Source organism: Paenibacillus sp. FSL L8-0638 (assembly GCF_038593075.1).
GTDB classification, from domain to species: Bacteria; Bacillota; Bacilli; order Paenibacillales; family Paenibacillaceae; genus Paenibacillus; species Paenibacillus polymyxa_D.
Map to the genome: position 1 here is coordinate 3,722,576 of NZ_CP151960.1, position 13,691 is coordinate 3,736,266.

Genomic DNA, 13,691 nt, shown 5'->3' on the forward strand with positions numbered 1-13,691 from the left:
CTCCCCCCCGGTTTTATTTTTATCAACGTTTAGTCTGGAGTACAAACGTTTATGTAAAGTATAGAAGCTGATGTACCTAATAAAAGGAGCTGTGATGTGCTATGAGAGATAATAACTCTGAAAAGAATCGTACTGACGATCAAATTGAACATAAACAATCCCTGGACAAGCGCGAGCCAGGATTTAATCGCATTCCTGACACCGATGCAGATACACCTGCTGCTACTGATATGATCGATGAAGCCATAGGTCGCGGGATAGACAAGTTACGTAACGATTTCACAAAATAAAGCATGGGTAATAGGACATAGGTTTAAAGTAGCCCTTAATGCATTTGTTTTGATATGTACAGCGATTTCGTAAAATCACTTAAAGATCAGCATGATCCAGCCAATGATCGAGATCCACAGCACGATGCTGATTAAGAGTCCACACATGATACCAAAAGAGAAATTACCTTCATTCTTTGGCATGGTACTGCCAAATTTCAATCTAAGCTTCATTTGATTCCAGTTCATAGAACCCCCTCCTTAAGTTCTATTTCGGAATATGAAGCTCATTTTTGTAGACCTATAGTCATGTTTTTGAAAATAAAAAAGGGTTTTTCGTCCTATCACCCTGATCGCGGAAACAGGATTACAGCTATACCGACCAAACAAATCAATCCACCAATGAAATCGTACAAGTCGGGTGTCTTTTTATCAATCCACCAGCCCCATGCAATGGAAAGAACAATAAAGACACCACCATATGCTGCATATACACGCCCAAAGGAGGAAAATACCTGAAAGGTAGCAATAATTCCATACACAGCTAAAATTACTCCGCCGCAAAGTCCGACATACCATGTCTTCCCTTCCCGCAGCCACTGCCAAATCAAATATCCTCCTCCAATTTCAGCGATGCCAGCCAATATAAAAAGTAAAGCTGCCTTTAGCACCATTTCACATCCCTAATTCTTCAAATTCTTTTTGGTTTTTTTGGACATCTCATTAGAGCACTCGACCTAAAATGATAATCAATGCAATCACACCAACCAGAATCAGCAGGTTGCTGACCTGACGCCATAAGCTAGGCACTCCCTCGGAGTGGAGCTTCCGCTGATTGGCATCAAAGTTCGCTTTTGCTCCTTCAGCATCTGCCGATCTAGAGAATGGTCTGTTTTCTTCATTCATAAGAGTACCTCCTTTTCAATCCACTTTAATCATACCAAAATTTTCCGTCGATTTCGCGTTGCTTTTATGTATATACTTACCACATATTTCTGATTGCATCTTCATATATGTGAAGTGTACCCCCTTATGTCAATATTTCGCTGAATATAAAGTCTGATGTCGAATCAAGGTAGAGTGGGTATTTAGACGTCTTTCATTGCAGGACGGTAGTTATGGTATAATTTAGTCAACTTGTTCAAGATCGTAACCAGTGCTCAATTGTTTACTCAACTTGCAATTAAATTCACATCCAAAAATCCACATTCCGTTTACAACCTGCATATTCTGTTTGTAAACCCAGGAGGAGGATACCGATGTCCCCAATCTTTTTAGCAAGTTTAATGATAATGGGTATATTTTTATTTCAGGCAGCCATCGTTTTCGGCATCATACATTGGATTTCGAAACGCACTCAACGTCCAGCACAAACCAAAATGTATCTCACAATGAGTTTGCTCGTTGTAATTTTAGGCTTCCTTGTATGGGACAACTGGATACACTCACAGGAATTCAATGGATGGGCCATGATTAGTCTGCTGATGATTATTATTAGTGCCTATATACAGATTAGAAAGCAAAAAGAAAAATACTAATCCCATTACCATGCATCAAAGGAGGAGCGCCATGAAATCTCACTCAACACGCTTTTGGTTACAGAGGGTGCTACTGCTAATGCTTGTTTTACTCTTCAGCGGCTCTCAGCAATCGTTCATTGTTGCCGATGCCGCCCCGCCAATTAATGTTCAGGCCTCTGCCAAAGCCAAGCAATTACTTGCCTACCTATCTAATGTACCGGATGGTATGCTAATTTCCGGGCAGCATGATTACTTAGAGGCACCGGATGAACAAAATAACAAGCTACAACAAATCAGCGGACAATACGCAGGGCTTCACGGCTATGAGTTTGGAGGATTAGCCAATCAGTCTCTTACGGCCCTACGAGAGCAACGTCAGCATGTTGTGAATAGTGCTATCCAATGGAGTCGGGGCGGCGGAATCGTAGCTGTTACCTTCCATCAGGCGCTACCGGGCAAACCCAAAACGTGGAAAAACGTACAAGCAAAAATTACTCAAGCTGAATTTAATCGTTACATCACGCCAGGTACCCCGCAATATAAACAACTGATCGCCGATCTGGATGAGGTGGCTCTGTCCCTTAAGACCTTACGAGACGCGGATGTACCTGTTTTATGGAGGCCCTATCATGAAATGAACGGCAACTGGTTTTGGTGGGGAGACAAGCAAAATTACGCTAAGTTGTGGAATTTAATGTATGATCGATTTACTCATGTCCATCATCTGGATAACCTGTTGTGGGTGTGGAGTCCCAATGCCCCAAACGCATATAGCACTCCTTATGATCTTTCCTTCCCAGGTATTAACCGGGTAGATATTCTAGCAGCTGATATCTATAACAATGATTACAAATCCTCTTACTACACCGAATTACTAAAGCTTGCGCAGGGCAAGCCTATGGGAATCGGAGAAAGTAATATTCTGCCGAGTGCGAAGGTGCTGCAAAACCAGCCAGCCTGGGCCTATGCCATGACATGGGGTAAGGAACTGTCGGCAACCAATTCACAAGCAGCAATCAGACATTTTATGAACCAAAATAATATCATTACACGAGACCTTCTTCATGAATCTCTGGACTGAAAGAAAAAAGCTTTCACTTCGCTCTAGAAGCAAAGTGAAAGCTTTTTTATACCAAAATCCAAATAAAGTTCTCTAACTATTCCTGATAACCTCTTCTAGATCAATATCGGCATATGCCTCTTCTCCAAGATGTACGGATACAATGGTGTAGATCCGCTTGGACAGTCTAGACATCAGCCGATCACCCGGTGCTACAGAGTATTCTTCCCGATAATCTCCAATTTTGTGAAAACCACTGGACATATGGATGTACAAGTTGCCCCTACGTGTTTTACCATGCACCAACATCAAATCTCCTCCTGCTGTGTAACCAACCTAATTTCCCTGTTACATGTATATCGGTCAGAACAAGATAGGATATAAGTCCCTGGTATCCTTCTTTCGTTTCACATGTTAGTGCACGTACACGAAACGGGTCTGCCAGTGATGTGACAGACCCGTTTTTGCAAACCCATTTTCGTGATTTAGGAAGAAACTATTCTTGATAGGATTCTGCTATTGCATTCGCTGCAATGATTGCATTGTACACGTCAGCAGGACTAACCGGGAACGGCATGTTGACCATTGTATCATTCGATGCGCAAGCAGCTTCAGCCACTTGGCGCCATTCAGCCTCAACAAATTCCTCTACACCCAAGTCACGAAGTGTCAATGGAAGGCCTACATCCTTAACCAGTTTAATCACGGTTTCCAGTTCTTCTTTCGGTGCATTTTCCAGCACTAGCTGGGTTAACAAACCGAATGTGACTTTCTCACCATGCTGTGCTTTATGAAGCGAAGGAACAGCCGTCATACCATTATGAATGGCGTGTGCTGCTGCCAATCCACCTGATTCTGCACCAACACCGCTCAGATAAATGGTAGCTTCAATCGTATCCTCCACCGCACGAGTATATACTTTACGATCCACAGCACGTTTGGCCTTCACAGCATTTTCCAGCAACGTATCATAACAAAGACGAGCAAGTCCCAGCCCTGTAGTGGAAGGCTTGTTCAGAACCAGGTTATCCCCGTTGGCCTGATAGCAAGCACGAGCTTCAAAATAAGTGGCCAGTGCATCACCGATTCCAGCTGCAAAGAAACGTGCAGGCGCTGCTGCCAGAATGCCTGTATCCGCCAGTACAACGTCTGGATTAGTAGGCAGGAACAGATATTCATCAAAAGAGCCATCTTTTTTGTATATAACCGCAAGCGCGGTACAAGGAGCATCTGTAGAAGCAATCGTTGGGAAAATAACAACAGGCAGCTTTTCATAATAAGCCGTTGCCTTAGCGGTATCCAATGTTTTTCCCCCGCCAATGCCTATGATGATGTTCGAACCATGTTTACGCACCAATTCGCGGTTACGATCAATCTCTTCTTTTGTACATTCATATTGGAATTTCTCGAAGACCACTTGGTTACCAGCTGCTTCAATTGAAGCGCCTGCCTCCTTTTGGGCCCTTTCAAGTATGAACTCATCGCAAATAACAAAGGCTTTATCGCCATAATCCTTAATATAGTCATTTAACGACGAGAGCAGATTTTGTCCAGAAATAAATTTCTTGGGTGAAGTGATGGACCTTACAACGTTTGCCATGTAAATTCCTCCTCAGCTTTGACTCATACTCAAATTAATAACCATTTGGGCATGTGACCCCTTAACTATAAACCTCTTTTCACATTATTAAAAGGCTTATTATGGAATATTTTATGAACAAATTGTGTATCTATTATACTTGAACAGTCGAGCTCCATTCAGAATACAGGATACCCATCATGATACGATCATAACTGTTGCCATCACGAAGAACAGCGGAACGAACTCTACCCTCAAGCTGGAACCCCGCCTTCTCATAAGTTCGGATCGCTTGTGTATTGTACTCAATCACATCCAAGCCGACCCGATTTAAATTGAGCTCATAAAACGCATAACGAAGAATGAGACCTACAGCTTCTGCCCCAAAGCCCTTGCCACGGTACTCCGTATTACCTATACCTATTGCCAGTTGTCCGCTGCGATTATTCCACTCAATCCCGTGGATAGCAACAAATCCGATCAAGACATCATCTGCCAATGTTCTTAATCGAAAATAGACCTCGTTAGATCTGGGAGATCCTTCTGACTCCATCTGTTTCAACGTGTAAGGAAGCGCTAAATCCGTATCTACATTTCGCAGATACTTCGCATCCTCACCCCATTTGAACATCACTTCGGCATCTTCTTCCCTGACTGCGGCCAGCTTTATTCGTTCTCCATAAAATAAATTTTCGATCTTAATGACCCTTCAGCTCCTATTATGAAATCTGTGCTATGTTTTCTGTCATAATTGTCATGCTATCCGATGTCCGCAATATAAGCTCTCCCTTATGAATTCAATGTTTAAATTTTACAAAATAATCAAACATAACACAACCAAATCATTACAATTGTCATTGTGTGATACACAAAAAGACCTTGCAGCTGCAAGGTCTTCGCATAACTAATATTTAAACAACATAGCAACCAGCTGATACCCAGCTCCAATCGTCCAGAACAGCACATAATCACCGCGCCGGATACGACCCGATTCAATACCTTCATATAGAGCAATGAACGGGCTACTGGTTCCTGTGTAACCATATCGATCACCCACATAAATCATTTGGGCATCCTCTAGCTCCAAGTGATCCTGAATCTTTAATACATTTGCCAACGAGAACTGAGACAGACAATAAGCCCGTACATCCTGAGGCGACAGCCCATTCTTTTTTAAAATGCGTTCAAGCAGATCAAATGTAGGAGGCAAGGCCATATTAGCATCGAACGGAAGCCACTGAATATATTTTCCGGGGGCATTCCTTTGGAGTGTTGCCGCTAACCCCTGAGCCGGGTACAAAATTTTATCTATATTGACTGGGTCCGTAAAATACATAGAATCTATAAATCCGGTGTCTTCTTCTGTACGCTCCAAAATAACCGCACATGCAGCATCTCCATAGTTCGCATAAGTAATCTCATCCTCCGGACCGGAAATGAGTGAATTATAATCCGAACCGATAATAAGCGCTGTCCGCACGTCAGGATTAGATAACATCGACCGACTGGCTTGATCGACAGCGACTGTCATCCCTGCACAATTCGCGTTGGAATCCATCACGGCCACATCATGTCTGGCCCCAATCGCATGGTGAACAAACAAGGCATTCATCGGAAACAGTGACTCAGGAACTTGAGTGGAGAACACGATCATATCCACGTCACGGCCTGTCATACCAGCCTGTTCCAGAGCTTTTTGTGCAGCCGCAATTCCCATGGTTAAACCGTTTTCGTTCGGGTCATCAATGATATAACGCTGTCTTCTGCCCATATGCTCCATGAAGCGTCGAATATCCTTGCCCCGCTCGTCAAAATGGCGAACATAGTATTCGTTATCCAACGAATGGGACGGATGGTACACACCCAGTGCTTTTATTTTGATATGGCTCATCAGGCTTCCCCCTTACACATACGTCAGCGCATTATTGTACAACAATATCTACGTTGTTTAATCCTGCTTCGCGTGCTACTCGACCAAGCTGCATTTTAATAATGGTTTGTTGAAGGCTGATACCAAAGATTACTTTGGCAAATCCGGTTTCTTTATAACGTACAAATGAGCCCTTCAATTTTTCCACTTCTCCCGGACCCAAAAGTGCCATCTGGGTACAATCTACCTTGAGTGTAAAGCTGGACGCCTGAATGGATGAGGTTTTGGCTACATAATCTTTTACAAAGCTATCATACTCCTCCTGGCTAAACACTCCATTCACCGCCATATGTACCGTTTTCATGGCTTGATCTACTTCGATAGTGTAAGGATGTTGACTCATTTTAGAAAGACTCCTTTAATTTCATTTTTTTGTCTATTAAGAGTATCGGAATAATAGGTAGAATTTTTAATATTAAATCAGATAAATCACCACTAAAATATTACAAATTTGCGAATATAAAAAACCGTCACTGCTCCTAAAGAAGCAACTGACGGCTAGAATTTGCGTATTCTCATGTAAAATTAATTCGTAAACGTATGGCGACCGAGTGAGATAACAGCCGGGCGACTTTTACTCCATTTGGCTGTGGCAATGGTCGGGTTGTAATAAAACAAGGACCCATTGGTCGGATCAGCACCATTAAGTGCCTGTCTGGCTGCACGGTACGCAGTCTTGTTGGGTTTCAGACGGTATTGTCCATCCTGTACAGCGGTGAATTGGCCAGGCTGCAAAATAACATCCGGGATCGAGCTTGGAAACTCGCCGGACTGAACACGGTTTAATACGACAGCACCGACAGCCACTTGACCTTCAAACGATTCTCCGCGCGCCTCAGAATAAATGATACGAGCCAGTTGATCCAGCGCGGTTACGCGCACCCTACCGAAGGATTTCAGCTTGGCTTGTGTAGCCGCTCCGGCTACTCCATCAGGTGTCAGACCGTTATCGCGTTGAAAACGAGTCACCGCTTTACTGGTCAGAGAACCATAGTACCCAGTAAACCCGGCTTTGAAATAACCGAGCGAATGAAGCTGCTGTTGAAGCTCCAGCACCCGTTCGCTTTGAACCCCTTTCTTCAAAGCTGACGATTGTGCTTGTGCTTGTCCTGGTGCGACTGACAATACAGTACCTAACATACATGCGCAGGACAGGATTAAAATAGATAATTTTTTCATATTCCAGACAACCTCCTCTTTCATGTTCTGTCCGGTGCAACCATTCCGGCCTGTACAACTCAGGGACGTTTATCCGATGATGTTTCTTATGACATAACTTATGCCTAGCTGCAGAAATGACGCGTGGCTACATACGGAATGGGACAATCATGCTTTCACACGTCCGTTGCAGTATACCACAAGCCGCATTTACGTATCATCCGGCTCTGGTCCTAAGACTACCCAAGCAAATAAAACGCCATCCCTAAAGGAATGACGTGTATTAAAAGCAATGGAGCATGTTCTGGACACACTTGAATACGTGACTTTTTTCGCTATTTTTCGCTTTAACTTACCCGGGACCGAAGCCTGATTTCTATGAATTCAAATCACATTTCCGCGCACACATATATGGGCGTATGCATAGGATAGCGTACGATCCTCAAATTTCGAATAACAGAAAGGCTGGAAACGACGCGTGAATTCATATATGGATTACACCTCTCCTACTGTACAATTCACCTATGATTTAAGAGACAATGTTTTGTTTCAGAAGGATGCTCAAAATTCGATCAACGAGCTGTCGATCCAGCAGCTGAATACATTGGCAAATGTATCGCTGCTGGATATTCGCCTCAGCACTGCTAATGTTGTGGAGCCTCACTATCATCAAAATGCCACAGAACTGGTCTACTGCATCTCTGGAGCCGTAACCGTGTCACTGATTAACCCCTTTACCCGCGAGTTACGACATTTTCCGATCACACCTGGCCAAGTGGCTAACGTCCCTCAAGGATGGTGGCATTATCTGGTCGCCACGATGGATAACACTCATTTGTTGACGATTTTTGATGCCCCGACCCCTGAATTTATACTGGGATCTGACATTTTGCGCCTAACGCCAAATAACATTATGGCTCATACTTACTGCCTGGATGAGAATAAGGTTCAGGAAGCGCTCGTCCCTATTAAAAAGCCTGTCATCATCGGTCCTCCCAATGACTGCAAGCAGCAGCCCCCCCGAAAACCTGGGATACATGTGAGGCTTGCTGATGCTTCACCACACTATCAAGCCGTCCCCCAAAGAGATTACGCCTATACTAACGGATATCCTGGCTTCTCTTTTAATCCCTATCAAGAATAGGCTAACTCTAGTCAGGTCTTAAGTTCGAGGGAATACCTTTTCCCTGTATGTTCGCCGTTACCATAAGACCGTCCCTCTCATAAAATGCCAATGTATAAGAGGGGGTGATGGAATGGACGCTTACTACAACTGTTTGAACTGCATGAATAAAAAGGTGCGTATTCTCACCATGGACGGAAAACAGTACGAAGGAACCATTATGGATGTGGATCGTAATAATGTGTACTTAAAAACAGAACGGAACGGACGTGTACAAACGTCTGCCTTTTACCCTGGCTACGGGTATGGGAATCAAATCTTAACATTGAGCCTGTTTACCCTGCTGGCGATTGCGTTAATTTAATCCCTGACCCATTGTCCGTTCCTGTCTATAGATGCCAATGTACCTCAAATGACAGCTGTCCCGCCCGGCACCATTTGTGTAGGGCTTGTACGCTGTTATTTGAGGTGTTTTATCATATGTTCCATCCTCTAAAACACTTAACCCCCCATCAGTTATATACCGATGGGGGGTTAAGCTACTCATTTTAAATTAAACCCATAAAGACTTCGTAATGATAACGAGCAGAATGAACAGTACCAGAATAGCTCCTGTCGATGTCCAAACTCCTGGGTAGCCTCCTACTGAACCGCCGCCACAACCTCTTTCACATTCACTCATGGTCATTGCCTCCTTCAATTCAAGGTACAACATAGCTTATGTATTGAGCTTTCCTATGGACCGGGCTTTTTGGCAATGTTATGAATGTTTTCGCTGATGGGCATTAGCCTACACCTTTCCTAGGCAGGAGCATAGGATAACACAACTAATCTTGAAGGAGTGAAGCAATTGAATTCAAATCAAATGCTCAATTACAACGTTAATCAACCTTTTCCTCACCATCCTACCTCTCACCACGTCGTGGTGCACCCTGTAGATCCATACGTCGTAGAAACATTAAAATCGGTGATCGGCAAGTACGTTGTACTTGAGACAACACGTGGCAGAATTGATGGATGCGTAGTTGATTGTAAGCCCGACCATGTCATTTTAGATGTATATGGGAAAAAATTCTTTGTTCGAATCAGCGAAATCGTATGGATCATGCCCAACTAAACAAATCAGACATTAAAAATCCTCGCAGATCCTGTTCCGGATTCGCGAGGATTGATCATGATATGATTATGCTAATCGAGCTCTCCTCCAAGTGAAGCCCGGAGTTCATCTATCGTTCCGTTGTATTCATCCAAATCCACTTGGCCTCGAATCCCCGGAACACTGCCTGTGCTACTGTACTGCCAAGCCCACCAGTTATTCCAAGCTGGAACCGCGGTCGGCTTTTGCGTAGTGCTGTATCGGGCTACCCACAGTTTATACATAGAAAATGTAGGATCAAACTTGGAAGCAAAGACATTACCCGTGTATACGATCGGCTGACGTCCGGTAAGCCTCTCCATTTCATCCAAAAAGGCATGAGCCACTTCATTAATTTGTGCAGGAGTAAGACCTTTGGGGTTATTTTCATAGTCCATCACAGGGGGCAGATCCAGCCTGCCTCCTGCTGAATCTAGAGCCCTAGCAAAGTTAGCAGCTTCCTGACGAGCTCCATCCGCGGTAGTTGCGTTCAAAAAGTGGTAAGCGCCAACCAAGATGTTAGCCTCTCTGGCACCCTGTACATTTATCAAAAATTGATTATCTTGATATTTTGTGCCCTCTGTAGCTTTAATAAAAGCAAATGTTTTACCTGCCGCTGCCACTTGCTGCCAATCAATATTGCCATTATAGTGTGAGACGTCAATTCCTTGCGCGTGTCCATCGGAAGAAATCACAGGTGCAACAGGTATGGTAGGTATAACGTTCTCGGTAGTTGATGGCTCCTCCGTTTCCTGATCCAATGCTATAACAACCTTACCATCATCTGCATTGAGTATATGAAAAGGTGTGCTGTTATTAAGATCAACCACAATACGTACCGATGCGGGAGTTGTACTAAACATGGAATATCTTACTTGGGAAACATCTGGATCTTCTGTGACTGGAAAACTTCCTTGTCCACTATTGTCAAATGATTGCGATGCTAGAAATTCCTCAGCAAACTTTGTATCCGGTATGTCTACAACAATACGGTCTGCATGAGTCAACGTAGTTACTTTGGGGGTTACTTTTCCATTAACAGCTATAGTCAATTGGTGATTAGCGAAGCTAATTTGGTTTATAGCCGTGCGCGCACTCTCTTTAGGATTACTTACAGCTGGAGTAGCAGAATGATCATGAGTGGACTCGCTATTCCCGCTTGAAGTAGGCAGAGTCGTCAGGAACACGGTTTTAAGCTCATTGTTCCAGACCACATCAACCCCTGTCTGTTCGGATACAAAGCGAAGCGGAACATAAGTCGTCCCCTCTCTAAGCAAAGGCGCTACAGCCAATCCCATTTGATGATCATTAACAGAGGCCATGGGATTGTTGACCTGAAGACTGAGGTTAAGATTTTGCTTATGTATAGTTATGGTCCCTGTCTTGGACTCCCAATTCACGCTATAACCCAATTCCTCTACAATGAGACGGAGTGGAACCAGTATATTCCCCTTTACTTCTTGAATCTGAACACCTTTGCCAACACTTATATCTTTACCGTCTAACTGAAGATGTGAACTCGAAGAGGCAGCGTGACTCTCTCTTGGAAATGCTAGTAGAAACAGAAACAAAAAAGCAAATAAACAAATTTTCTTCATTATGTACCCTACCATTCTCTATATTTTCGCTTATGAAATCCTTGCACTCTATGATTCTCAGGACCTCCATTTTGATAGACGCGAATCATATGTAAAAAGTTACGATTGATTCAGTACATATTTCAGTCTTATCATACAAAAGTACTAAAAAACTCTACCAGCTATACAGCAAGCAGAGCTTTTTCCAGTTTTATTAATCTGGTTTACTAGCAATCTTATCATAAACGAAAACTTCATGTTCAAACCGTTAAAAATGTTAAACCTATAAGAATGATCGAGGTAACAGACAAAACCAGTAGGGGAAGCATTGCTTTCTCCCGCAAAGCCTTAAAGCTCACATTCAGCCCCATGCCTACCATAGCCATCGTTAACATAAAGGTGGTAACTTGAGAAATTCCGTTTGTCAGACTAGATGGAACTACAATATATTTCCCAAAAACATAGCTACCCACAACACTTGTAGCCATAAAGCCGATGAGGAACCAGGGAAACTCCACTTTAGCGTCTGTACGAATTTTCCCGGTTCGTTTCATCCAATACATTAAAACAAAGCTGAGCGGTATGAGTAAGAAAACACGCCCCAGTTTGGCTAATAAGCCCATTGCAAGAGCATCCTGTCCGGCAGGCGCTGCAGCTAAGGCGACATGTGCAATTTCATGTAAACTGACGCCCGACCAGATCCCAAATTGCATATCCGTCAAAGGAAGCCAGGGTCGAAGCACGGTAAACAAAATGGCAAATATCGTACCAACCAAGGCAATGAGTCCTACTCCTATGGCTGTATCCTCATCTTTGGATTTTAACAAGGGAGAAACCGCTGCAATCGCTGCTGCACCGCAAACTCCTGTTCCAATACCAAGAAGAAGCGAAAGCGAAGCATCTGCCTTGAAACGTTTTGCCAGCCAAACCGTAAAAAAGATGGAAAATACAACGGTGCCCACATCACGCAAAAGTAAACCCAGTCCATGATGAATGACAACATCCATATTCAGCTTCAGCCCAAATAGCACAATCGCTCCACGTAGTATTTTCTTTGCTGAAAACTCAACCCCCGAGCGCACAGCTTCAGGGTATCCCCACAACTGTCGGTACAGAATAGCGAGAAACATGGCACAAGCCAATGGACCTACATAATGAAAGCCTGGCAATTCGTTCAGACCGTAGCCTGCCAAAGCAAATAACATCGTGAGGATAATGCCAAATATACGCTGGAATAATCGCCCTCTGTTCGAAAATAATTTGGTATGTTGTGTATGACTATTCATGGTGAACCCCTCCAATTCTACATACATCCAGCTTAATATGTTTTTTGTCATAAGAAAAATAAATCATTATAATTATGATAATAAGTAAATAGATATAATAAATTTGGAGGAATGGGCTTTGGACCAATCTTTAATCGTATTTGTTAGGGTCGCGGAGAAACAAAACTTCACACGAGCTGCCGAGGTATTACACATGACCCAACCTGCGGTAAGTCAGTATATTCAAATGCTGGAACGTAGCGTAGGAACCCGTCTCCTGGAGCGTAGTAATAAATATGTGCGCTTAACCAAAGCAGGTGAAATTGTGTATCATCATGCCCAGGAGATTATCCGACTCCATACACGTATGCAGTACTTGGTGGATGAGCTAATGCATACGGCAAAGGGTAACCTATCTATTGGTGCAAGCTACACGTATGGCGAATATGTGCTGCCGCATGTGATTGCGCAAATGAGAATCCAGTATCCACTCATTCAGCCCTCCATTACCATCGGCAATACATTGGAAATTGAAAAGCTCGTGATCCATAATCAACTGGATGTGGGGATTATCGAAGGAGAATTTCAGCATGACCATCTACACATTGAATCATTTGCTGATGATCGAATGTATATCGTTGTTCCGCAAAATCATCGTTTGGCTGGTAAATCTCAAGTGAATATAAATGAGCTGCATGAGGACATCTGGATTCTGCGGGAAGAAGGCTCTGGAACACGGGAGGCGGCTGAAAAGATGTTTGCACAGCTTCGATTTTATCCTTCTCATATGATGAATTTTGGCAGTACACAGATCATCAAAGAGTCTGTAGAAGCAGGCTTGGGGATTTCTTTGCTGTCCCAATGGGTCATTCAGAAGGAACTTGCTTTGGGAACATTAGAAGTATTGGATATTCTCAATCTCCCGTTCATTCGGAAATTTTCTTTTCTGACCCCTTCTGCGGTATTTGAGACGAAAGCATGCACCGCTTTTTTGGAGATTTTGCGAAGTTATAATGTGAAAAGATAACGTGCATAAACAAAAAAGCACCCATAAAGGTGCTTTCAACATTAATCA

At 43.3% G+C, this 13,691-nt stretch carries 19 protein-coding genes; 7 read left to right on the top strand and 12 right to left on the bottom strand.

The features are described 5' to 3' along the window. The first annotated feature begins 101 nt into the window (after window positions 1-101). Entirely contained in the window at window positions 102-290 is a 189-nt protein-coding gene (locus tag MKY35_RS16545; RefSeq protein ID WP_023989396.1) for a hypothetical protein, read from the top strand. A 75-nt stretch (window positions 291-365) separates the two neighbouring features. Here the strand turns inward: MKY35_RS16545 and MKY35_RS16550 are convergent, their stop codons facing one another. The 3 genes from MKY35_RS16550 to MKY35_RS16560 all read right to left on the bottom strand — a co-directional run bounded on the left by MKY35_RS16550 (window position 366) and on the right by MKY35_RS16560 (window position 1,175). Next, complete coding sequence (locus tag MKY35_RS16550) at window positions 366-518, bottom strand: hypothetical protein (protein ID WP_165149143.1); 153 nt, start codon at window positions 516-518, stop codon at window positions 366-368. A 95-nt stretch (window positions 519-613) separates the two neighbouring features. Beyond that, window positions 614-940, bottom strand: coding sequence for a YnfA family protein (locus MKY35_RS16555; protein WP_023989398.1), 327 nt, complete (start codon window positions 938-940; stop codon window positions 614-616). Between the two features lie 52 nt (window positions 941-992). After that, window positions 993-1,175, bottom strand: coding sequence for a hypothetical protein (locus tag MKY35_RS16560; RefSeq protein ID WP_029517708.1), 183 nt, complete (start codon window positions 1,173-1,175; stop codon window positions 993-995). A gap of 353 nt (window positions 1,176-1,528) precedes the next feature. Between MKY35_RS16560 and MKY35_RS16565 the strand changes: the two genes are divergently transcribed. Both MKY35_RS16565 and MKY35_RS16570 read left to right on the top strand, forming a co-directional pair. Continuing rightward, complete coding sequence (locus MKY35_RS16565; RefSeq protein WP_342444272.1) at window positions 1,529-1,807, top strand: hypothetical protein; 279 nt, start codon at window positions 1,529-1,531, stop codon at window positions 1,805-1,807. A gap of 31 nt (window positions 1,808-1,838) precedes the next feature. Next, entirely contained in the window at window positions 1,839-2,870 is a 1,032-nt protein-coding gene (locus MKY35_RS16570) for a glycosyl hydrolase (RefSeq protein WP_029517710.1), read from the top strand. 72 nt (window positions 2,871-2,942) lie between these two features. On the opposite strand, the gene MKY35_RS16575 is transcribed toward MKY35_RS16570, so the two are convergent. From MKY35_RS16575 to MKY35_RS16600, 6 genes are all read right to left on the bottom strand, one after another. Next, window positions 2,943-3,158, bottom strand: a complete 216-nt coding sequence (locus tag MKY35_RS16575) for a hypothetical protein (protein WP_013311038.1) — start codon at window positions 3,156-3,158, stop codon at window positions 2,943-2,945. 187 nt (window positions 3,159-3,345) lie between these two features. Then, the gene (locus MKY35_RS16580) at window positions 3,346-4,449 is read right to left on the bottom strand and encodes a glycerol dehydrogenase (protein ID WP_029517711.1); all 1,104 of its coding nucleotides are present in this window, start codon (window positions 4,447-4,449) and stop codon (window positions 3,346-3,348) included. Window positions 4,450-4,582: 133 nt separating this feature from the next. Beyond that, a complete protein-coding gene (locus MKY35_RS16585; protein WP_029517712.1) occupies window positions 4,583-5,131 on the bottom strand; it encodes a GNAT family protein in 549 nt (182 codons plus the stop codon). A gap of 201 nt (window positions 5,132-5,332) precedes the next feature. Next, window positions 5,333-6,319 (bottom strand): ketoacyl-ACP synthase III, encoded by a 987-nt coding sequence (locus tag MKY35_RS16590; RefSeq protein ID WP_342444273.1) that lies wholly within the window; start codon window positions 6,317-6,319, stop codon window positions 5,333-5,335. 31 nt (window positions 6,320-6,350) lie between these two features. Then, window positions 6,351-6,701: a hypothetical protein gene (locus MKY35_RS16595; RefSeq protein ID WP_029517714.1), complete on the bottom strand. Its 351-nt coding sequence runs from the start codon at window positions 6,699-6,701 to the stop codon at window positions 6,351-6,353. Window positions 6,702-6,883: 182 nt separating this feature from the next. Beyond that, complete coding sequence (locus MKY35_RS16600) at window positions 6,884-7,537, bottom strand: cell wall hydrolase (protein ID WP_342444274.1); 654 nt, start codon at window positions 7,535-7,537, stop codon at window positions 6,884-6,886. Between the two features lie 457 nt (window positions 7,538-7,994). Between MKY35_RS16600 and MKY35_RS16605 the strand changes: the two genes are divergently transcribed. Both MKY35_RS16605 and MKY35_RS16610 read left to right on the top strand, forming a co-directional pair. Continuing rightward, the gene (locus tag MKY35_RS16605; RefSeq protein ID WP_342444275.1) at window positions 7,995-8,660 is read left to right on the top strand and encodes a cupin domain-containing protein; all 666 of its coding nucleotides are present in this window, start codon (window positions 7,995-7,997) and stop codon (window positions 8,658-8,660) included. Window positions 8,661-8,772: 112 nt separating this feature from the next. Beyond that, entirely contained in the window at window positions 8,773-9,003 is a 231-nt protein-coding gene (locus MKY35_RS16610; protein ID WP_029517718.1) for a hypothetical protein, read from the top strand. A gap of 189 nt (window positions 9,004-9,192) precedes the next feature. On the opposite strand, the gene MKY35_RS16615 is transcribed toward MKY35_RS16610, so the two are convergent. Beyond that, on the bottom strand, window positions 9,193-9,321 hold the full coding sequence (locus MKY35_RS16615) for a hypothetical protein (RefSeq protein WP_013371969.1): 129 nt from the start codon (window positions 9,319-9,321) through the stop codon (window positions 9,193-9,195). A 168-nt stretch (window positions 9,322-9,489) separates the two neighbouring features. On the opposite strand from MKY35_RS16615, the gene MKY35_RS16620 reads away from it, so the two are divergent. Then, window positions 9,490-9,756 (top strand): DUF2642 domain-containing protein, encoded by a 267-nt coding sequence (locus MKY35_RS16620; RefSeq protein ID WP_025719729.1) that lies wholly within the window; start codon window positions 9,490-9,492, stop codon window positions 9,754-9,756. Window positions 9,757-9,827: 71 nt separating this feature from the next. On the opposite strand, the gene MKY35_RS16625 is transcribed toward MKY35_RS16620, so the two are convergent. Both MKY35_RS16625 and MKY35_RS16630 read right to left on the bottom strand, forming a co-directional pair. After that, entirely contained in the window at window positions 9,828-11,372 is a 1,545-nt protein-coding gene (locus MKY35_RS16625) for a GH25 family lysozyme (protein ID WP_342444276.1), read from the bottom strand. A gap of 239 nt (window positions 11,373-11,611) precedes the next feature. Further along, window positions 11,612-12,637, bottom strand: a complete 1,026-nt coding sequence (locus MKY35_RS16630; RefSeq protein ID WP_342444277.1) for a putative sulfate exporter family transporter — start codon at window positions 12,635-12,637, stop codon at window positions 11,612-11,614. A 118-nt stretch (window positions 12,638-12,755) separates the two neighbouring features. On the opposite strand from MKY35_RS16630, the gene MKY35_RS16635 reads away from it, so the two are divergent. Beyond that, a complete protein-coding gene (locus MKY35_RS16635; protein ID WP_342444278.1) occupies window positions 12,756-13,643 on the top strand; it encodes a LysR family transcriptional regulator in 888 nt (295 codons plus the stop codon). The last annotated feature ends 48 nt before the right edge of the window (window positions 13,644-13,691 follow it).